General features: G+C 36.7%; 23 protein-coding genes. All 23 read left to right on the forward strand.

What is annotated here, in order from left to right; all coding sequences use genetic code 11:
• Positions 1–260 precede the first annotated feature (260 nt).
• The 23 genes from rimP (at position 261) to JOC48_RS12630 (ending at position 21,538) form a co-directional block, all read left to right on the forward strand.
• A complete protein-coding gene (gene rimP, locus JOC48_RS12520; RefSeq protein ID WP_204500190.1) occupies positions 261–734 on the forward strand; it encodes a ribosome maturation factor RimP in 474 nt (157 codons plus the stop codon).
• A gap of 13 nt (positions 735–747) precedes the next feature.
• Positions 748–1,851: a transcription termination factor NusA gene (nusA, locus tag JOC48_RS12525; RefSeq protein ID WP_204500191.1), complete on the forward strand. Its 1,104-nt coding sequence runs from the start codon at positions 748–750 to the stop codon at positions 1,849–1,851.
• Between the two features lie 14 nt (positions 1,852–1,865).
• Positions 1,866–2,147: an RNase P modulator RnpM gene (gene rnpM, locus JOC48_RS12530; RefSeq protein ID WP_204500192.1), complete on the forward strand. Its 282-nt coding sequence runs from the start codon at positions 1,866–1,868 to the stop codon at positions 2,145–2,147.
• Positions 2,140–2,454, forward strand: coding sequence for a YlxQ family RNA-binding protein (locus tag JOC48_RS12535; protein ID WP_204500193.1), 315 nt, complete (start codon positions 2,140–2,142; stop codon positions 2,452–2,454). The genes rnpM and JOC48_RS12535 overlap by 8 nt, the downstream gene beginning before the upstream one ends.
• 4 nt (positions 2,455–2,458) lie before the next feature.
• On the forward strand, positions 2,459–4,567 hold the full coding sequence (gene infB / locus JOC48_RS12540; protein WP_204500195.1) for a translation initiation factor IF-2: 2,109 nt from the start codon (positions 2,459–2,461) through the stop codon (positions 4,565–4,567).
• Positions 4,564–4,842, forward strand: coding sequence for a DUF503 domain-containing protein (locus JOC48_RS12545; protein ID WP_204500196.1), 279 nt, complete (start codon positions 4,564–4,566; stop codon positions 4,840–4,842). The genes infB and JOC48_RS12545 overlap by 4 nt, the downstream gene beginning before the upstream one ends.
• Before the next feature lie 58 nt (positions 4,843–4,900).
• Positions 4,901–5,251, forward strand: coding sequence for a 30S ribosome-binding factor RbfA (gene rbfA, locus JOC48_RS12550; RefSeq protein ID WP_204500340.1), 351 nt, complete (start codon positions 4,901–4,903; stop codon positions 5,249–5,251).
• 122 nt (positions 5,252–5,373) lie between these two features.
• A complete protein-coding gene (gene truB / locus JOC48_RS12555) occupies positions 5,374–6,288 on the forward strand; it encodes a tRNA pseudouridine(55) synthase TruB (RefSeq protein WP_204500197.1) in 915 nt (304 codons plus the stop codon).
• A 7-nt stretch (positions 6,289–6,295) separates the two neighbouring features.
• Complete coding sequence (locus tag JOC48_RS12560; RefSeq protein WP_204500198.1) at positions 6,296–7,243, forward strand: bifunctional riboflavin kinase/FAD synthetase; 948 nt, start codon at positions 6,296–6,298, stop codon at positions 7,241–7,243.
• A 40-nt stretch (positions 7,244–7,283) separates the two neighbouring features.
• Positions 7,284–7,535, forward strand: coding sequence for a hypothetical protein (locus tag JOC48_RS12565; RefSeq protein WP_204500199.1), 252 nt, complete (start codon positions 7,284–7,286; stop codon positions 7,533–7,535).
• Positions 7,513–7,782: a 30S ribosomal protein S15 gene (gene rpsO, locus JOC48_RS12570; protein WP_204500200.1), complete on the forward strand. Its 270-nt coding sequence runs from the start codon at positions 7,513–7,515 to the stop codon at positions 7,780–7,782. The genes JOC48_RS12565 and rpsO overlap by 23 nt, the downstream gene beginning before the upstream one ends.
• A gap of 245 nt (positions 7,783–8,027) precedes the next feature.
• Positions 8,028–10,139 (forward strand): polyribonucleotide nucleotidyltransferase, encoded by a 2,112-nt coding sequence (gene pnp / locus JOC48_RS12575; RefSeq protein ID WP_204500201.1) that lies wholly within the window; start codon positions 8,028–8,030, stop codon positions 10,137–10,139.
• 117 nt (positions 10,140–10,256) lie between these two features.
• The gene (locus JOC48_RS12580) at positions 10,257–11,216 is read left to right on the forward strand and encodes a polysaccharide deacetylase family protein (RefSeq protein ID WP_239584353.1); all 960 of its coding nucleotides are present in this window, start codon (positions 10,257–10,259) and stop codon (positions 11,214–11,216) included.
• Positions 11,217–11,249: 33 nt separating this feature from the next.
• On the forward strand, positions 11,250–12,467 hold the full coding sequence (locus tag JOC48_RS12585; RefSeq protein WP_204500202.1) for a M16 family metallopeptidase: 1,218 nt from the start codon (positions 11,250–11,252) through the stop codon (positions 12,465–12,467).
• A gap of 93 nt (positions 12,468–12,560) precedes the next feature.
• Positions 12,561–12,791, forward strand: coding sequence for a YlmC/YmxH family sporulation protein (locus JOC48_RS12590; protein ID WP_204500203.1), 231 nt, complete (start codon positions 12,561–12,563; stop codon positions 12,789–12,791).
• A gap of 215 nt (positions 12,792–13,006) precedes the next feature.
• A complete protein-coding gene (dpaA, locus tag JOC48_RS12595) occupies positions 13,007–13,900 on the forward strand; it encodes a dipicolinic acid synthetase subunit A (protein ID WP_204500205.1) in 894 nt (297 codons plus the stop codon).
• A 4-nt stretch (positions 13,901–13,904) separates the two neighbouring features.
• A complete protein-coding gene (locus JOC48_RS12600; protein ID WP_204500207.1) occupies positions 13,905–14,492 on the forward strand; it encodes a dipicolinate synthase subunit B in 588 nt (195 codons plus the stop codon).
• 104 nt (positions 14,493–14,596) lie between these two features.
• Positions 14,597–15,643: an aspartate-semialdehyde dehydrogenase gene (locus tag JOC48_RS12605; RefSeq protein WP_204500210.1), complete on the forward strand. Its 1,047-nt coding sequence runs from the start codon at positions 14,597–14,599 to the stop codon at positions 15,641–15,643.
• A gap of 15 nt (positions 15,644–15,658) precedes the next feature.
• Entirely contained in the window at positions 15,659–16,879 is a 1,221-nt protein-coding gene (gene dapG / locus JOC48_RS12610; protein WP_204500211.1) for an aspartate kinase, read from the forward strand.
• A gap of 240 nt (positions 16,880–17,119) precedes the next feature.
• Positions 17,120–17,986 carry a 4-hydroxy-tetrahydrodipicolinate synthase gene (dapA, locus tag JOC48_RS12615; protein WP_204500345.1) on the forward strand — a complete coding sequence of 289 codons (867 nt, stop codon included), beginning with the start codon at positions 17,120–17,122 and terminating at the stop codon, positions 17,984–17,986.
• A gap of 144 nt (positions 17,987–18,130) precedes the next feature.
• Positions 18,131–18,859, forward strand: coding sequence for a ClpP family protease (locus JOC48_RS12620; RefSeq protein ID WP_204500212.1), 729 nt, complete (start codon positions 18,131–18,133; stop codon positions 18,857–18,859).
• Positions 18,856–19,065, forward strand: coding sequence for a YlzJ-like family protein (locus JOC48_RS12625; RefSeq protein WP_204500215.1), 210 nt, complete (start codon positions 18,856–18,858; stop codon positions 19,063–19,065). The genes JOC48_RS12620 and JOC48_RS12625 overlap by 4 nt, the downstream gene beginning before the upstream one ends.
• Positions 19,066–19,228: 163 nt before the next feature.
• Positions 19,229–21,538, forward strand: coding sequence for a DNA translocase FtsK (locus JOC48_RS12630; protein WP_204500347.1), 2,310 nt, complete (start codon positions 19,229–19,231; stop codon positions 21,536–21,538).
• The last annotated feature ends 211 nt before the right edge of the window (positions 21,539–21,749 follow it).

Genomic DNA, 21,749 nt, shown 5'->3' on the forward strand with positions numbered 1-21,749 from the left:
AAAAGAGTGGGGAGCCCCCACTCTTTCTTAATTATCAAATTTTTGAATGTAGATTCACAGATCCGTTCCCTTGCCAAGTAACATGATGGCAAGGGTTTTATATTAATAAAGCTGTATATAAGGGTTATCGTTTACCTAGATCTTTAAAGACATCGAAATGAAACTTAAAAAATGGAGAATACTAATTACTATTAGAGGATGAACACGCACTATTATAAACAAATAGTGTCTTATGAGTTTTGGAAAAGGAGGGAATAATAGTGAGTAACAAAGTGACAGAAACGACTGAAGAATTAGTACAACCAATCTTAAGTGAGCTAAATCTTGAGCTTGTTGATATCGAATTCGCAAAAGAAGGTAAAAACTGGTTTTTGCGAGTGTATGTTGATAAACAAGGTGGAGTAGATATAGAGGAGTGCGGAAAAGTATCTGAAAAACTAAGTGAAAAGTTGGATGCTGCTGATCCTGTAACTTTTCCATATTTTTTAGAGGTTTCCTCTCCTGGGGCAGAACGTCCACTTAAAAAGCAATCTGATTTCTTAAACAATGTTGACAAGACAATTCATGTAAAGCTTTATGAGCCGATAGATGGATCCAAAGAATATGAAGGTTTATTGAAATCATTTGAGAATGATATAGTTACCTTGGAAATCAAGATTAAAAATCGGAAAAAGGAAATTGAAATCCCGTTTGACAAAATTGCAAAAGCTCGATTGGCGGTAACTTTTAATTAGAGGGGGAATAAACGTGAGCAGTGAGCTTTTTGATGCCATTCAGTATTTGGAAAAAGAAAAAGGAATAAATAAAGACGTTTTAATGGAAGCCTTGGAAGCTGCACTAATTTCTGCTTACAAAAAGAACTTTAAGTCTGCTACAAATGTAAGAGTTGATTTAAATGAAGAAACGGGTAGTATGCATGTATTTGCGAGAAAAGAAGTAGTAGAGGAAGTTGAAGATAAACAGCAGCAAATATCATTGGAAGAAGCTACTCAAGTTAGTCCTACCTATGAAATAGGGGATGTTATAGAAATTGAAGTCACACCAAAAGATTTTGGTAGAATAGCCGCACAGGCTGCGAAACAAGTCGTTACTCAACGTGTTCGTGAAGCAGAACGTGGAGTAATATTCAGTGAGTACATTGACAGAGAAGAAGATGTTATGACAGGTATTATTCAAAGAAAAGATCCACGTTTTATTTATGTTAATCTTGGAAAAGTTGAAGCTCGGTTACCAGAAAGCGAACAAATGCCAACCGATGAATATCATATTCATGATCGATTAAAGGTCTTTATTACAAAAGTTGAAAATACAAATAAAGGTCCACAAATTTTCATTTCTAGGTCGCATCCGGGGCTATTAAAACGATTGTTTGAAATGGAAGTACCAGAAATATATGATGGAACTGTAGAAATAAAGTCAGTTGCTAGAGAAGCAGGAGACCGCTCAAAGATATCGGTTTACGCAGATAATCCAGAGGTAGACCCTGTAGGTTCTTGTGTTGGCCAGCGAGGACAGCGTGTTCAGACAATTGTAAATGAATTAAAGGGCGAAAAAATTGACATTGTAGAGTGGTCTGAGGATCCTGTTGTTTATGTATCAAACGCTTTAAGTCCTTCAAAAGTACTTAGAGTAATTGTAGATGAAGAAGATAAAGCAACGACAGTCATTGTACCAGATTATCAATTATCTTTAGCAATTGGAAAAAGAGGACAAAATGCTCGATTGGCGGCTAAATTAACAGGATGGAAGATTGATATTAAAAGTGAATCAGAGGCAAGAGAAGAAGGGCTTCTGGATGATCTTGATGAGGAAGAATCCTATTCTGAGATCGATGTAGATCTATTTGAATAAGGAGGTAGGTTTGTATGGCAAAGACGAACAAAAAAATTCCTCTCAGAAAGTGCGTCATTACACAAGAGATGAAACCAAAAAAAGAATTAATTCGTGTTGTAAGAAATAAAGAAGGGGAAGTTTTTGTTGATATAACTGGGAAAAAAAATGGGCGAGGTGCTTATCTTTCGAAGAGCATGGATGTCGTTGAATCTGCTCAAAAGAGTAAAGCGCTAGAACGCCATTTGAATGCAACGATTGATGATTCGTTATATGAGCAATTAAAAAATGTAGTACAGGGTAAGAAAAGTGAGTAAGGATTATTTAAATTTACTAGGGCTTGCGATACGTGCTAGAAAATGTACGTTGGGAGAGGAATCCATTATTCGAGACATTCAAAAGAAAAATGCAAAATTAGTACTGATAGCAAGTGATACAGGTCCTCATACAAGGAAGAAACTAACGGATAAATGTAAATATTACAATATTCCATACCGGACTGTACATGACCGAGATACGCTTTCAAAAGCAATTGGAAAATCAGGAAGAGTTGCTATTGCTCTATTGGATCAAGGATTCGCCAGTAAAATTACATCGTTACTCGATGAATCTATTCGGGGGTGAACGTATGAGTAAAATGCGTGTATATGAATATGCAAAAGAGATGAATGTATCCAGTAAAGAAGTAATCGATAAGTTAATTCAATTAAACGTTGACGTTTCAAATCATATGTCAACAATTTCTGATGCGACGAGATCAAAGCTTAATCAAGCTTTTTCAAATAAAAATAACTCATCTCAAACTGAAGAAAAAAGAAAAGAAGCTAAAAAGGAAAAACCCAAAAATAATCAAAAGACATCTGGAAATAATAAAACAGCAAATCATTCGAATAAGCCAAAAGGAAAAGGTAACAAAAAGCCAAATAGCCATAAACAAGATAATCGCAACAGTAATCAATCGAAACAAACAAAGTCTGAGGAAGCAATAAACAAGATTACTTATTCAGGGACTCTTACAGTTGGTGAATTAGCCGAAAAGCTTAATAAAGATACAAGTGAGCTCATTAAAAAGCTAATGTTCTTAGGAGTTATGGCAACGAAAAACCAAGATTTAGATGAAGAATCTATTGAGCTAATTTGTGCTGACTACGGTATAGAAGTTGAGCAGGTCGTTGAACTAGATGATACAGACCTTGAAAATTATATTGCAGAAGATAAGGAAGAGGACCTTGTTGAAAGGCCTCCTGTTATAACGATTATGGGGCACGTTGACCATGGTAAAACAACACTGCTCGATTCCATCCGTGACACAAAAGTAACGGAGGGTGAGGCAGGTGGAATTACCCAGCATATCGGTGCCTATCAAATTGAAAATAATGGAAAGAAGCTTACTTTTTTAGATACACCAGGTCATGCTGCTTTCACTAGCATGAGATCTCGCGGGGCACAGGTAACGGATATTGCAGTACTTGTTGTTGCTGCGGATGATGGTGTGATGCCACAAACTGTAGAAGCGTTAAACCATGCAAAGGCTGCTGAGGTTCCGATTATTGTAGCTGTAAATAAAATGGATAAAGAAGGGGCAAATCCGGACCGTGTGATGCAGGAGTTAACGGAGCATGGAATAGTTGCTGAAGATTGGGGTGGAGATACGATATTTGTTCAATTGTCGGCAATTAAACGTGAAGGAATTGACGATTTAATTGAAATGATTCAGCTTGTATCAGAAGTGGAGGAGTTAAAGGCAAACCCAAATCGTAATGCTAGCGGAACAGTTATCGAAGCAGAGTTAGATAAAGGTCGCGGCTCTGTTGCAACATTATTGGTTCAGAATGGAACGCTAAATGTTGGGGATCCGATTGTCGTTGGGAATACGCATGGCCGTGTTCGTGCGATGGTTAATGATATAGGAAGGCGAGTTAAGACTGCAGGACCTTCTACTCCAGTTGAAATTACCGGTCTAAATGATGTTCCATCGGCCGGAGATCCATTTACTGTATTTGATGACGAGAAGAAGGCTCGACAAGTTGGTGCAGCACGTCAACAAAAGCAACTAGAGGAAAAACGAGGAGATAAGGCAAAAGTTAGCTTAGATGATTTGTTTGATCAGATTAAGCAAGGTGAAATTAAGGATATTAATATTATTATAAAGGCAGATGTCCAAGGGTCTGCTGAAGCCTTAGCATCTTCACTAGAGAAAATCGAAGTAGAAGGTGTTAAAGTCCGCATTATTCACACGGGTGTTGGAGCAATTACAGAGTCCGATATTATTTTAGCTTCAGCATCAAATGCGATTGTTATTGGGTTTAATGTTCGTCCAGATGCAAATGCTAAAAAGGCTGCTGAAACGGAGAATGTTGACATCCGATTACACCGAATCATATATAAAGTAATGGAAGAAATTGAGTCAGCAATGAAAGGAATGCTTGATCCTGAGTACGAAGAGAAAGTAATCGGTCAAGCAGAAGTACGTGAGATATTTAAAGTTTCAAGAATTGGTACAATTGCTGGTAGTTATGTGACGGAAGGCAAAATTACTCGTGATGCCGGTGTACGTGTTATTAGAGATGGTGTCGTTATTTACGAAGGAGAAATTGATACGTTGAAACGTTATAAAGATGATGTCAAAGAGGTTGCTCAGAACTATGAATGTGGGATTACCGTTCAAAACTTTAATGACATTAAAGAAGGCGACGTCTTTGAAGCGTATGTAATGGAAGAGATTAAGCGAGTATGATTTTTTATGCGGAAGTAGAATGTTTTATTTATGAATCACAATCTTTAAAGCAGAAACGTTCCGTTATAAAAAGAATAATAACTAGGATACAAAATGATTATAATATTTCTATAAGCGAAATGGGCTATCAGGATTTATGGCAACGTACATTGTTTGGGCTGGTAACTATTTCAAGTGATAAAGTTCAGTCGGAAAGGATTATACATCAAGCGTTAGGCTTGATTGACTCTTTTCCGGACATTGAACGAACAAAGACTACAGTTGAGTGGTTATAGTGATAGCTTATTACATGCTATTGCTTCCTTTCACTCAAGTCTAGAAGAGGTGGTCGTAATGAGTGATTTACGTGCAAATCGTGTTGGAGAACAAATGAAAAAAGAACTTGGTGATATTTTAGGCAGGAAAATAAAAGATCCTCGTGTTGGGTTTGTTACAGTTACTGATGTTGATGTGACAGGTGATCTCCAACAAGCAAAGGTATTTATCTCTGTATTGGGAGATGATAAGCAAAAGCAAGACACACTTGTAGGGCTTGCAAAAGCTAAAGGATTTATCCGCTCAGAAATTGGCAAAAGAATTCGACTTAGAAAAACACCAGAGCTATTTTTTGAATTTGATGAGGCAATAGAAAAAGGAAATAGAATTGAGCATATTCTTCGTGAATTAAATAATTCGAATGATTAACCCACTTGTTAACATATGCGTATCTTTATTTTTCTGAGATAAAACCCTTGTCCGATATCACAAAAACAAGGGTTTTATCTATGTTCATACATAAATTTTTGAATTTTATGGAGGTATGATCAATGGAAGGAATTGTTCCTCTATGGAAGCCCAAAGGAATGACATCTCATGACTGTGTAGTAAAAATAAGAAAATTATTTCAAACAAAAAAAGTAGGTCATACAGGTACACTTGATCCGGAAGTAGAAGGTGTTCTTCCTATTTGTGTAGGACAAGCAACTAAAATTGTACCGTTTCTTACTGATACAAAAAAAACGTATGTAGCAGAGATGACACTTGGGTATTCAACCGAAACGGAAGATAGCCACGGACAAATTGTTGAAAAAAAAGAAGTTTCGCAACCGCTTGAGGAAATGGAGATAATATCGGTTTTACAACAGTTTCAAGGGAAAATCACCCAAGTTCCTCCAATGTATTCAGCAGTAAAAGTAAATGGTAAAAAACTATATGAATATGCTCGGGAAGGGAAAATAATCGACCGACCAGAACGAATGGTATATATTGATAATATTACACTCCTGTCAATTAATTCGGATCAAACAGAAGCACCACGTATATCCTTTAAAGTAACTTGTTCAAAAGGGACATATATACGGACATTATGCGTGGACATCGGTAGAGCTTTAGGATTCCCAGCACATATGTCACAGTTAATCAGGACAAAGACAGGTAGTTTTGAGCAAAAGGATTGTTTTACCTTTGAACAGATTGACAATGCAATAAATAATGGATTAGCCGATCGTGTTTTGGCTCCTCTTAAAAAAGGAGTCGCACATCTGGATACGTATTATATAGATACTTTGGATAAATATAAAGTATCCAATGGTCAAAAACTGCCTCTCCCTGATAATTTACCTAAGACAAATCCATTTCTGGTTCAATATAAAGAGGAGCTAATGGCCATTTATCAAATCCATCCTGCAAATAAAAATGAAATAAAACCTGTTCGGGTATTTGCTAGAAATGAAGGTAGGTGAGAAAGGTATGGAAACGATCAATTTAGCTTATCCACATCAATTTGAAAAGAATTCCCTCCCAGAGACAGTAGCTGCAATTGGTGTCTTTGATGGAATTCATAGAGGGCATCAACAGGTGATTCAAACAGCAATTGATAAAGCAAAACGTCAAGATAGACAAAGTGCGGTTATCACCTTTTATCCACATCCTTCTGTTGTGTTAAAGCAAGAAAAAGAAAAGGTTAGTTATTTAACACCACTAAGAGAGAAAACGGAGATACTAAAATCAATGGGGGTTGACAAGCTTTATATCATTACTTTTAACAAAGAGTTATCAAAGCTCCAACCACAAATGTTTATTGATCATTTTCTTATTGGATTAAATATAAAACACCTTGTAGCCGGATTTGATTTTACCTATGGACATATGGGGAAAGGTACCATGGAAACAATCAATCAATATACAAGGGGAGAATTCAATCATACTACAGTAAACAAGTTAGAAGAAAACGACCAAAAGATTAGCTCTACGCTAATACGTGAAAAATTGGTAGACGGTGAAGTAGAAGTAGCTAATCATTTGTTAGGTAGACCACACACTATTCGTGGGATTGTAATAGAAGGAGACAAAAGGGGAAGGACAATTGGCTTTCCTACTGCAAATATTAAGCTTTCAGATGATTTTTTTCTTCCAAGAACTGGAGTATATGCAGTAACGATTAAGCATAATCGTCAATTGTTTAAAGGTATGGCAAATGTCGGATACAAACCAACCTTTGAAAGTAAATCTGATAGACCTTCTATTGAAGTGAATATTTTTGATTATAATCAAGACATTTATGGGGAAGAATTGGTAATAGAATGGCGAAGTTATATTCGTGAGGAAAAAAAGTTTAATGGAATTGAGCAGCTAGTTGCTCAAATAAAACAAGATGAAAAAACAATTCGTACTTTTTTCCACGTTAACAGAGTATAAAAATTTTAGCAGAAAAGAAATTATACATTTTTAGGAATGAATGATAAGAAAAAATTCGACACTCGTTATAGGACGAGAAGAATGTCGAGTTTTTCTAAAGTCAATCATCGTTGAAGTAATCATAGAAGTAATTCATTTTATTCTTGATTTACACTTGCAATTTTCGATAAAAAGATGTACTCTAAAATACGGAAACCATCCACTTGGCAATGCGAATCTCCGCCGATTGCTAGGGGAATGGGGATTAATATTTTTAGGAGGTGAAAAGGATGGCAATTACACAAGAGCGTAAAAATGAAATCATCAATGATTTCAAGACACATGATAACGATACAGGATCTCCAGAGGTTCAAATCGCTGTCCTAACAGAAGAAATTACAAACTTGAATGAGCATTTGCGTGTTCATAAAAAGGATCACCACTCACGTCGTGGTCTATTAAAAATGGTAGGTAAACGTCGTAATCTATTAAATTACCTACGTAACAAAGACGTAACGCGTTATCGCGAGTTAATCCAAAAGCTTGGTTTACGTCGATAAGCCATTTAAAAGCGGGAGTATTCCCGCTTTTTCTGTATGTAAAAATTATGTTTACATAATTGAGAGTCAGAAACAAATAATTTGGTCGTTTTAAAGATATTTAGCATAATGAATTTTATTTTTGAACAACCTCTACTACAAAGGCACTTTTTTTACACTTATTCGTGTTTTCGTCATACATTTGACGTCTGCACCTTGAATAAACTTATTTTTATTTATGTTCGAAGAGAGGAGTACTAACAAATATGGCAGATCAAAAGAAAATATTCTCCACAGAAATATCTGGACAACCATTTTCAGTTGAAATTGGAGAATTGGCAAAACAGGCAAATGGCGCTTGTATGATTCAATACGGCGATACCTCTGTTTTGGCAACAGCAACTGCATCGAGAGAACCAAAGGATCTTCCTTTTTTCCCTTTAACAGTTAATTATGAAGAGCGACTTTATGCAGTTGGTAAAATTCCTGGAGGTTTTATTAAGCGAGAAGGCCGTCCAAGTGAAAAAGCTGTACTTACTTCTCGTTTAATTGATCGTCCGATTCGTCCGATGTTTCCAGATGGATTTCGTAATGAAGTACAAGCAATTAGTACTGTCATGAGTGTAGATCAAAATAATCCATCTGAAATTGCAGCTATGATTGGATCTTCAATTGCACTTGGTGTATCGGACATACCATTTGGAGGACCAATTGCTGGTGTTATTGTAGGTAGAGTAGATGGCGAGTTCATAATTAACCCTACTGTAGAGCAAGAGGAAAAAAGTGATATCCACTTAACCGTGGCAGGAACAAAAGATGCTATTAATATGGTTGAAGCTGGTGCCTATGAAGTGCCGGAAGATATTATGTTAGAAGCAATTATGTTCGGTCACCAAGAAATTGTCCGATTAGTCGAGTTTCAAGAAGAAATTATCGCAGAAGTCGGTAAAGAAAAAATGGAAGTAACTTTGTTTGAATTGGATGCTGATTTAACTGCAGAGGTTGAGTCTAAAGCAAAGTCAAGTTTAGTTGAAGCAATACAGGTACAAGAAAAACATGCTAGAGAAGAAGCAATTGAAGCAGTTAAACAGAATACTGTTCAAGCATATGAAGAACAAGAGGTAGGCGAAGAAACTATCGGACAAGTAAAAGGAATTCTAGACAAGCTTGTTAAGGAGGAAGTTCGTCGTCTCATTACACAAGAAAAAATCCGACCAGATGGACGGAGACCAGACGAAATTCGTCCGTTATCATCAAGGATTGGTGTTTTGCCACGAACGCATGGGTCAGGATTATTTACACGTGGACAAACGCAGGCATTAAGTATTTGTACATTAGGGGCTTTAGGTGACGTTCAAATATTAGATGGTCTCGATTTAGAGGAATCAAAACGGTTCATGCATCATTATAATTTCCCATCCTTTAGTGTTGGTGAGACAGGGCCTATCAGAGGACCGGGTCGACGTGAAATTGGACACGGTGCATTGGGTGAACGTGCACTAGAGGTTGTTGTTCCTTCTGAAAAAGAATTTCCATATACCATTCGACTTGTATCAGAAGTATTAGAATCAAATGGTTCTACTTCGCAAGCTAGTATCTGTGCTAGTACCCTTGCAATGATGGATGCGGGTGTTCCAATTAAAGCACCAGTTGCGGGTATTGCAATGGGGCTGGTGAAGTCTGGCGATTATTATACTATTTTAAGCGATATTCAAGGCATGGAGGATTTCCTTGGTGATATGGACTTTAAGGTTGCTGGAACTGAAAAGGGAGTAACTGCCTTACAAATGGATATCAAAATTGAAGGACTTTCTAAAGAAATACTAGAAGAAGCATTAACACAAGCGAAAAAAGGTCGCATGTTTATTTTGGAGCACATGCTTCAAACAATTGGGCAGCCAAAGGGCGAACTGTCTCAATATGCTCCTAAGATTTTAACGATGAAAATAAATCCAGATAAAATACGTGATGTTATTGGTCCAAGCGGCAAACAGATCAATAAAATCATTGAAGAAACAGGAGTCAAAATTGACATTGAACAGGATGGTAACGTCTTTATCTCTTCCACAGATGCTGAAATGAACAAAAAGGCTAAAAGTATTATCGAAGACATTGTTCGTGAAGTACAAGTTGGAGAAATGTACTTGGGAACTGTCAAGCGGATTGAAAAATTCGGGGCCTTTGTAGAAATCTATAAAGGAAAAGAGGGACTGGTCCATATTTCTGAATTAGCTGAGGGACGGGTCGGAAAAGTAGAAGATGTCGTTTCCGTTGGTGAACAAATTATGGTCAAAGTGAAAGAAATTGATAATCAGGGTAGAGTTAACTTATCTAGAAAAGCAGTTCTTCTTGAAGAAAAGGAAAAATCAAATAAATAATTTATAAGTAAGAAGCTGGCATGCCAGTTTCTTTTGTTTTTTATGGAATTAATTATTATTGTGAAAAGGTTCTACCTTGTCCACTCCTTTCATACTTTATGAAGAGGGGGGATTGCATTGAACCGCTACGTTCTACAAATCACTATCTTTATTATTTTAATCGGTATTTCTTATCAGCACTATTTACCAGCAGATCTAATGAATCCGAATGCTTTGACCCAACAAGCGCCAATTGATATACAACCTGTTCAGACCAAAAGATCTGAGCTTATTCAAGAAATCAAAGAAAAAGGTAAGGCATTAGAAGAATCTCCGCAAAATGCAAAGATTGACAAAGTGTGGAAAAAAATGCCGGGACGTAATGGACTAAAGCTAAATGTGGATCAATCGTATGAAAACATGAAGGAACAAGGTACGTATGATGAATCCTTACTCGTGTTTGATCAAGTAGAACCAGATGTGAAACTAAAAGACTTACCACCTTCTCCAATCTATCGAGGTCATCCGGAAAAGGATATGGTTTCTTTTCTAATTAATGTGGCTTGGGGGGAGGATAACATTCCAAGCATACTTAATACGCTTAAAAAACATAATGTAAGAGCAACTTTTTTCATAGAAGGCAAATGGGCTAGTAATAATATGGATCTGGTTAAAATGATTAAAGAAGAAGGACACCTCATCGGAAATCACGCTTATAATCATCCTGATATGAACCGTTTATCTGATGAAGAGAACAGACTACAGATTAAAAAAACAAATGACATCATAAGAGCGATTACTAGTGAAACCCCTAAATGGTTTGCGCCACCTAGTGGAAGCTTCAATGAAAGAGTAGTATCGATAGCATCTGAATTAGAAATGCAGACTATTTTGTGGTCAGTTGATACGATTGACTGGAAAAAGCCAACAACTTCTGTTATGGTAAATCGTGTTATGTCCAATATTCATTCAGGGGCAATGATATTGATGCATCCAACCGATGTCATAAAAAATGGTTTAGAGGAATTAATTTTGAATATTAAACAAAAAGAGTATAAAATCGGTGCGATAGATCGATTACTAAGTGAGAAAAGATAATGATAATATGTGAACGGATTAGGAGGGCTGGATTTGTTACATAGACACGTATGTCCAAATGGTCTTCGTATTGTTTTAGAAGACATGCCAGCAGTTAGGTCTGTTACGATTGGTATATGGATACGAACAGGATCTAGAAATGAACAGAAAGAAATAAACGGCATTTCACATTTTTTAGAACATATGTTTTTTAAAGGTACTAACAAACGTTCTGCAAGAGATATTGCTGAAGATTTTGATGCAATCGGTGGACAAGTGAATGCATTTACGTCAAAAGAATACACTTGTATCTATGCAAAAATACTGGATACCCATAAAGAATATGCTTTAGAAGTGTTAGCAGATATGTTTTTTCATTCAACTTTTGATGAAGAGGAAATGGCAAAAGAGAAAAAGGTAGTTTATGAAGAAATCAAAATGTCTGAAGACACTCCGGACGATATTGTCCATGATTTGTTATCTCAGGCTTCTTATGGACATCATCCGCTTGGATTGCCAATATTAGGCACTGAGAACACACTTGCATCATTTAAGTCTGAAGATTTAAGAGAGTATATGGCAAAAACGTATACACCAGACAATATTGTCATATCAGTCGCCGGAAATGTGGACGATTCGTTTATGAAAACAATTGAGTCCCATTTTGGTGACTTTAAGGAAGGTCATCAATCTCGGGAATATGTGAAACCTGATTTCAAAGCAGAGCATGTAGAACGAAAAAAAGATACAGAACAAGCCCATCTTTGTATTGGTTATGATGGATTTTCTCTTGAAGATAAAAATATATATAGCTTAATCGTTATGAATAATGTATTTGGTGGCAGTATGAGCTCCCGCCTTTTTCAAGAAGTTCGTGAAGAGAGAGGATTAGCTTATTCTGTGTTTTCTTATCACAGTTCTTTTTTAGATAATGGTTTACTGACTATTTATGCTGGGACTGGTCGTCAACATCTTTCAGAACTTCGAGAAACGATCGCAGAAACTGTGGAAGATTTATTGCGTAATGGGTTAACTACAAAAGAGTTGCACAATAGTAAGGAGCAGCTAAAAGGTAGTTTAATGTTAAGCCTTGAAAGTACGAATAGTCGTATGAGTAGAAATGGTCGTAATGAATTATTGTTAAATAAACATCGTTCCTTGGATGAATTGGTTGAAGAAATTGACGCTGTTTCACTTGAATCAACAAGTCAAGTAATAAAAAGGATCTTTGACAATTCGTATTCAAGTGCATTAGTTTGTCCCAACGTATAATGGAAGCCTATGAGATATACTCATAGGCTTTTTCCCTTTTGCATAGCATGATAGTAGGTATTATGTTTATTCAAGCTGGAGGTGGAAACGTCATTGAGATACAGAGATTTAAGCAGTAAAGAGATAGTAGATGTAAGAAGTGGTTCTCGTCTCGGAGTTTTAGGGCAGACTGATTTAGAAATTAATGAAAAAACTGGTCAAATTGAATCCTTTATTGTACCAAATTATAGCTGGTTTGGAATGAAAAAAGAAGGGACCAGTATTCGTATTGATTGGAAACAGATTAAAAAAATTGGAGATGATATGATTATTATCGACTCCTGATTGTTTAAAAGCTATATGATTATAAAGTATGTCCTGTTAGTGTTACTATCACTTTATCAGTTAGCATAACAGCTAATCTTGATTGAAGGTAATGCTTCGGGCATACTTTTTTTTTGCATTTTCTTTTATACATTTTTTTAGGCGATTCAATCACTAACATCAGAAAATTTCATATGATAACAAGGAATAGTTATTACGCCAGGGTAGGTGAAACTATGGATACAACAAAAAATATCGCTGTAATTGGTGGCGATGCCAGGTATCTAGAAATGATTAAACGTCTTTCAACAAATGAAAACTTAAATATCACTCTAGTCGGATTTGACCAATTAAAAGAAGGATTTACTGGAGCAAAGCAAGTGGAATTGGAAGATCTTGATCCAGCTAATTTACATGCAGTTATACTTCCGATCCCAGGAACAGATAATCAAGGGTATATTGAAACTGTCTTTTCTGATAAAAAAATTCAAATAACAGTAGATTGGCTAAAGAAATTGCCTAATCATTGCTTGGTATTTAGTGGAATTGCAACAGATTATTTAAAAAATAGTGTAAAAGATGCCGGTTTGAAATTGATACCACTGATGAATCGGAATGATGTAGCCATTTATAATTCCATTCCGACAGTAGAAGGAACAATCATGATAGCCATTCAAAATACTGATTTTACCATCCATTCATCGAATGTTATTGTTCTTGGCCTCGGGCGTGTTGGTATGAGTGTTGCTAGTAAATTTTCCGCATTAGGTGCAAAGGTTTTTGTTGGTTCAAGAAGTAATGAAGATTTAGCTAGAGCAACAGAAATGGGGCTTACCCCAATTCACATCGATGAGCTCGATGCATACACTTCGAATTGTGACATGTTAATTAATACAGTTCCAGCGCTAGTAGTGACAGATAAAGAAATACAACCAATGAAATCTCATGCTTTGATCATTGATTTAGCCTCGAAGCCTGGTGGAACAGATTTTGATTATGCAAAGAAGAGAGGAATAAAAGCACTTCATTCACTAGGCCTACCGGGAATTGTTGCTCCTAAAACCGCCGGGGAAATTCTCGGAACTGTAATTTTGCAAATTTTAGCTGAAGAGAATTCAGGGGAGGAGTAATTGTATGTCTTTAAAAGGTAAAAAGATAGGTTTTGGAATAACAGGTTCTCATTGTACGTATGAGGAAGTATTTCCACAAATAGAAAAACTAGTAGAATTGGGAGCGGAAGTTGTTCCTGTTGCTTCTTATACGGTGCAGACTACTGATACAAAGTTTGGTAAAGCAAAAGACCATATGGAAAAAATAAAGAAATTAACAGGTAGAGACCCTATTACGACAATTGTTGATGCAGAACCACTTGGTCCACAGGAACCATTAGATTGTATGGTTTTAGCCCCTTTAACTGGTAACTCTATGAGTAGATTGGCTAACGCAATTTCGGATTCGCCGGTTTTAATGGCAACGAAAGCGACGATGAGAAATGGAAATCCTATCGTCTTAGCTATTTCTACAAATGATGCTTTGGGATTAAACGGTGTAAACTTAATGCGGTTAATGTCTACAAAGCTAATGTATTTCGTTCCTTACGGGCAAGACGATCCAATTAAAAAACCAAATTCATTAGTAGCAGATATGACACTAATCCCTAAAACAATAGAGCATGCGTTAGAGTTTAAACAGCTACAGCCAGTTATAATTGAAAGAAAATAACTGGATTATTTTCCTATTGGTACCTTACTAGTATGAGATATGTTAGAATATATAATATTAAAAAAGTATTAGAACAGTAAAAGAAATAGGAAGGGGTAAAATTAATGTTAAATGAACAAGGATATCACATTGCAGTAGTAGGTGCTACAGGTGCTGTAGGAAAGAAGATGCTAGAAACTTTAGAAAAAAAGAATTTTCCAATTAAAAGTTTAAAATTATTATCCTCCAGCCGTTCTGCTGGAAATAAAATAGAATTTAAAGGCGAGTCTTTTATTGTAGAAGAGGCTAAACCAGAGAGCTTTGAAGGAGTACAAATTGCTTTGTTCTCCGCTGGAGGGTCTGTATCCAAAAAATTAGCACATGAGGCTGTGGCTCGTGGTGCTGTTGTAGTTGATAATACTAGTGCTTTTCGTATGGATAAAGATGTTCCGTTAGTTGTTCCGGAGGTAAATGAAGCGGATATTGCAAATCATAACGGAATTATTGCTAATCCGAATTGCTCTACGATTCAAATGGTTGCTGCATTAAAACCGATTCAAGATAAATACGGAATTTCGCGAGTGATCGTATCAACGTATCAGTCAGTTTCTGGTGCTGGTGATGCAGCAACCGATGAATTGAAACAACAAACACAAGCGTTTTTAAATGGAGATGAGTTAAAACCTGAGCTTCTACCTGTTGCAGGAGAAGAAAAGCATTACCCAATTGCATTTAACGCATTGCCTCAAATTGATGTATTTCAAGAGAATGGCTTTACGTTTGAAGAAATGAAAATGATCAATGAAACAAAAAAAATTATGCACGCTCCTGAGCTTTCTGTTGCGGCAACTTGTGTTCGTTTACCTTTCTTTAATGCGCATGCAGAAAGTGTCTATGTAGAAATTGATGACGAAAATGTGCAGGTTTCCGATTTACAGAATGCGATAGCAAATGCTCAAGGTGTTATTTTAGAAGATGACCCAACAAATCAAGTTTATCCAACTCCATTAAGTGCTACAGATAAAAGCGAAGTATTTGTTGGAAGAGTAAGAAGAGATTTAGATAATTCTAAAGGATTCCATTTGTGGGTCGTTTCCGACAACTTGTTAAAAGGAGCGGCGTGGAATTCTGTTCAAATTGCAGAATCTCTTGTTAAAAATAATTGGCTCTAATTTCGAGGTGTCTATATGAAGGTTTTGGTTCAAAAATTTGGCGGGACCTCTGTAAGGGATAAAGAATCTAGACAAAGTGCAATTCGGCATATAAGGGAGGCGATTAATGAAGGGTATAAAGTCGCAGTAGTTGTTTCAGCAATGGGAAGACATCCTGACCCATACGCTACTGATTCTTTACTTTCATTAGTCGATTTTCCAAACGCAAGTATAAGTAAAAGGGAACAGGATTTGCTCCTTTCTTGTGGAGAAACGATTTCTTCCGTTGTATTTTCTAATGAACTAAAGAAAAATCAAATTTCTTCTATTGCATTAACAGGAGCACAAGCGGGATTTTTGACTAATAGTGAGTTCACGGAAGCCAAAATAAAAGCAATGAATGTAGGTCGAGTGCTTGAAGAATTTAAAGAACATGATGTGGTAGTTGTTGCCGGTTTTCAGGGTAAGACGGAGGATGAAGAAATAACTACTATTGGTAGGGGTGGCAGTGACACATCTGCTGCTGCTTTAGGTGCTGCTTTGGACGCATCATATATTGATATATTTACGGATGTAGAAGGTATTATGACGGCTGATCCAAGAGTTGTCCATTCAGCACGCACATTGGAAATAGTTACGTACTCGGAAATATGTAATCTTGCGTACCAGGGTGCAAAGGTTATACACCCAAGAGCAGTTGAAATTGCTATGCAAGCAAAAGTACCGATGCGAGTTAGATCGACAAAATCAAATGATAAAGGAACCTTAGTGACATCCTCAAGGGAACAAACAAAGGGTAAGGATATTCCTGACCGCCTAGTTACTGGTATCGCGCACATGTCAGGTATTTCACAAATCAGAGTAACTACCAGTCATGAGCCATATCAGTTACATTCAAAAGTGTTTAAAGCAATGGCTGAAGCCGGTATTTCGGTAGATTTTATTAATATTTCACCTACAGGAGTAGTATATACCATACCAGAAACTTATACAGAGAAGGCAACCACTTTACTCCAAAAACTCGGTTACCAACCTGAAATCACAAAGAAATGTGCCAAGGTCTCTTTAGTAGGTGCAGGTATGACAGGTGTTCCCGGTGTGACGGCCAAGATTGTACAGACATTAATCGATGCAGGGATTCAAATATTACAGTCTGCTGACAGTCACACAACCATTTGGGTGCTTATCCATGACAAAGATCTTGATATAGCTGTAAATGAGCTTCACAATACTTTCGGTTTAAATCGTATTGATTAGTTAAGAGGTGTGTAAAGATAGTTTCTCTTCTCTTACACACCTTTTATTGTACTTTCATAATCTAAGTTGTAGAAAGTATAAGTAAATGATTACGTTACATGGCAGGCTAGGTTTCACCACGCCGTATTTGGCACGGCCTGCATGACCCACATCTTTGTGGGCCTCCATTAGGACTTGGCGGCAAGTCAAGTTTTCTAACGCTTGTGCTTGTTCACAAGTGGATGAAAGGAGAATGGATGCATCATGAATTTCGGGAAAATTCTTACCGCGATGGTAACTCCATTTGATGAACATGGAAATATTGATTTTGATAAGACAACGGAATTAATTGAATATTTATTAAATAATGGTACAGATGGGTTAGTTGTTGCAGGTACTACAGGGGAATCTCCAACATTAACTGTCCAAGAAAAGATAAAACTGTTTAAACACGTAGTAAAAGTTGTCAATAAACGAGTTCCAGTAATCGCTGGTACGGGCAACAATAACACACAAGCCTCGATTGATTTAACGAAAAAAGCAGAAGGTATAGGAGTAGATGCCGTGTTGTTAGTTACTCCTTATTACAATAAACCTAATCAAGCAGGGCTATATGAGCATTTTTCGAAAATTGCCGAACAAACAAACCTTCCCATTATGCTTTACAATATTCCTGGTCGGACAGTTGTTTCACTTTCTGCAGATACTGTAATAAAGCTTGCTTCTATTCCAAACATTGTTTCGATAAAAGAGTCAAGTGGAGATCTTGATGCTGTTTCACAAATAATTGAAAAAACAGAGGACAATTTTTCCGTATATAGTGGAGATGATAGCTTAACTTTGCCAATTATGGCGATTGGTGGTCATGGTATTGTTTCAGTGTCATCTCATGTTATTGGAAACGAAATGCAAGACATGTTGGATAGTTTTCAAAAGGGTGATGTTATAAAGGCTGCAACCATTCATCGGCAGTTAGTACCAAAGATGAAGGGATTATTTATTGCGCCATCTCCAACACCTGTTAAAGCAGCATTACGTCTAAAAGGTTTAGATGTAGGTAATGTAAGATTGCCACTTGTTGCTCTGTCTTCATCAGAAGAACAACAGATAAAATTTTTATTTGGTTAAGCAAATAAGGTATAAGGGATGTTCCAACAAATAGTCTTTGTTGGAACATCCCTTTTTACGGTAAAACGTACACTTTTCATTTTCACTGTATGTATAAGATTTTGAATGCTCATACTAGTAGTAGTGAAGAAAGGAGTGTATAGAATGACAGACAAAGATAAGCAAAATCCAGACCAACAAAATCCAGACCAACAGAACCAGTCTTCTCTTGTTCAAAAAATTCAGCAACTTGGACAATCGTCTGTTCCAACCGCACCTGATTCTAATATTCATATTTTGTCTATTATTGGACAAGTGGAGGGGCATGTTCAATTACCACCACAAAATAAAACAACGAAATATGAACATTTAATCCCACAAATAGTAGCTGTGGAGCAAAATCCTAAAATAGAAGGTTTGATCGTCTTACTAAATACAGTGGGAGGCGATGTGGAAGCAGGGTTGGCTCTATCGGAAATGATTGCGTCGATTTCTAAACCTACTGTTTCTATCGTTCTTGGCGGAGGCCATTCTATTGGTGTGCCGATTGCTGTTTCTACAAACCATTCATTTATAGCGCCAACTGCAACGATGACAATCCATCCAATTCGATTGACAGGACTAGTCATCGGTGTTCCACAGACTTTTGAATATCTAGACAAAATGCAAGAAAGAGTGATTCAGTTTGTTACAAAGCACTCGAATATAAAGGAAGAAAAATTTAAAGAGTTAATGTTCGAAAAAGGTAATTTAACAAGGGACATTGGAACAAATGTAGTGGGAACAGACGCAGTTAAGTATGGCCTAATAGATGCAATAGGTGGAGTGAAAGAAGCGATGGAAAAGCTAAACGAGTTAATTGGTCAAAATCAAGATGGGAAGATGATCCAATGATTCTTTACACCCCACTTAGTGAAACGGATATCTTTCCAACAGAACTTAAAGATTATCAAAAACGTCAGACGGTTCAAGTCGACGGCCGTATTGTTGAATTAGAACAAATCGAAGAGGGATCTTATCGAGTTGTTCAATTACTTTCAACGAACCCTCAAGATTACTTGAATCAATCATTACATCCAGGAGAGATAATCTCTATTTAATATCGTAAAAGGTATTATCCAAATAGATGTACTCTATGCTATAATAGAATAAGCGTAGTGGTTATGTTTTCCACTTAATCCAAGAGATAAACCCTTGTCATCATTTGACAAGGGTTTATCTAATCGAAGTAGCAGCATTGGATTATTCACAGAGGTGATAAGTGTGGCAAAAAGAAGAAAAAGTAAAAAGAAGCAAAATACGTTAAAAACCCAGGTGAAATACGAATTAATTGGAATATTATTTATCTTTCTTGCTATTTTCGGAAGTGGAGCAAGTGCAATTAGTGAGGGAGCCATTCCAGCTGGATTGGAAAACGCTTTTCGGTTTCTTTTTGGTATCTGGTATTTCATCGCGTCAGTATTTCTGTTAGGAATTGGCTTATTTCTAATGATAAAACGGCAAATTCCATTTCTGTTTAATAAACGCTTAATAGGGATTTATATCATTTTTTTAGGTGTTTTACTGTTAACTCACATTCAAACATTTGAAAATATATTACTTCATTCCATACAACCTTCGATAATTAAGACAACATGGAATCATTTTTTTGCATTTTTAAATGGTGACTTACCTCCTACTAATCTTGGGGGTGGAACAGTTGGTGCGCTTCTATTTGCTTTCTGTTATTATTTATTTTCTTCTGTTGGAGCAAAAATAGTTTCTGTTTTTTCTATCATTATTGGAATACTTTTTATCACCGAATTTTCCATTGGTGATTTCATAGAAAAAACTAGTGCTACATTGAAAGCTTCTATGAAGAATCAAGCTGATTTATGGAAACAGAAGAAGGAAGAACGGAAGCAAAGAAAACAGGAATTAGCTCCAGAACCTGAATTGAGTACATCCGAATGGGAACCAACGACACACGAAGTAAATATGGAAGAACCTGTGATCCAAGAGTTTACAGATATCGCATACTCTAGTGAGAACACGGAGGAAATAACAGAAAAAAGCGATGCAGTGCCGAAGAAAAAGGAAAAGAAGGAATCAAATGAAATAGAGGAAGAAGATATTACTGAAACCTTACCGATGGTAGAACTAGAGAATGAAGATTATAACCTACCACCGTTAAGCTTACTAATAGAGCCTACCCATAATGCACAACATCAGGAGCGTGGACAAATCCAAGCAACAGTTCGAAAGTTAGAGCGAACGTTTCATAGCTTTGGAGTAAAAGCAAAAGTAACAAAAGTTCATGTTGGACCAGCTGTTACGAAGTATGAGGTTTATCCAGATGTAGGTGTGAAAGTTAGTAAAATAGTAAATCTTCATGACGACCTAGCTTTAGCTTTGGCAGCTAAGGATATAAGAATAGAAGCACCAATTCCAGGGAAGTCTGCTGTGGGAATAGAGGTACCGAACCAAGAAATCGCAACAGTGTCGTTAAGAGAGGTACTCGAGACTAAACAGGGGCAACAAGGGTCTAAGTTAGGCTTTGTTTTAGGAAGGGATATTTCTGGCGATGCGGTGATGGCAGAGCTAAATAGAATGCCGCATTTATTGGTAGCTGGAGCGACAGGCAGCGGAAAAAGTGTATGTATCAATGGGATAATCACAAGTATACTTATGCGTGCAAAACCACATGAAGTAAAAATGATGATGATTGATCCGAAAAAAGTAGAGTTAAATGTGTATAATGGGATACCTCACTTATTAGCACCTGTAGTGACTGATCCGAAAAAAGCATCAAGAGCTTTGAAAAAAGTAGTTTCTGAGATGGAACGAAGATATGATTTGTTTTCTGATACTGGAACTAGAAACATAGAAGGATACAACGAATATATAAAAAAATACAATGCTGCTGAGGGAGATAACCAGCCACTTCTTCCATACATTGTCGTATTAGTTGATGAATTAGCTGACTTAATGATGGTCGCCTCAAATGACGTTGAGGACGCCATTACACGTTTAGCTCAAATGGCTAGAGCTGCTGGGATTCACCTTATCATTGCTACTCAAAGGCCATCAGTTGATGTTATCACAGGTGTTATCAAAGCTAATATTCCTTCTCGGATTGCATTTAGTGTTTCATCTGCTACGGATTCACGTACTATTTTAGATACTGGTGGGGCAGAAAAACTATTAGGACGAGGAGATATGCTATTTATTCCAGTAGGAGCGTCGAAACCAACAAGGATACAAGGAGCATTTCTATCAGATGAAGAAGTTGAGCGTATTGTTGATTTTTGTATTGAACAACAAAAAGCGCAGTATCAAGATGAAATGATTCCAGATGAAGAAACCGACACGCCTAATGATGTGGATGACGATTTGTTTGATGATGCAGTGCAATTAATTGTAGAAATGCAAAGTGCGAGTGTATCAATGTTACAAAGAAGATTTAGAATTGGTTATACAAGAGCAGCTAGACTGATTGATGCAATGGAAGCAAGAGGGATTGTTGGTCCATATGAAGGTTCTAAGCCCCGCACGGTATTGGTTTCCGACTACACAGAGGAAAAATCATCTTGATTATAAAAGCTCTTTTCGTATTATTTATTGATTTTTTATTACACAGTTTACACATAAGACCTATAATGCAACATAACTGCTATGTTGATTTCCGCTACGGGCAGTGTATTTCCGTAGCGATAATCGAAGCTCTCACTCTGTCGCATTTATCTTATTTTGCGTATTAAGCTTTTGGCAATTAGGATTAATGTAAAAAGCTATAATCATTTAG

This window comes from Aquibacillus albus, assembly GCF_016908325.1.
Classification (GTDB): Bacteria; Bacillota; Bacilli; order Bacillales; family Amphibacillaceae; genus Aquibacillus_A; species Aquibacillus_A albus.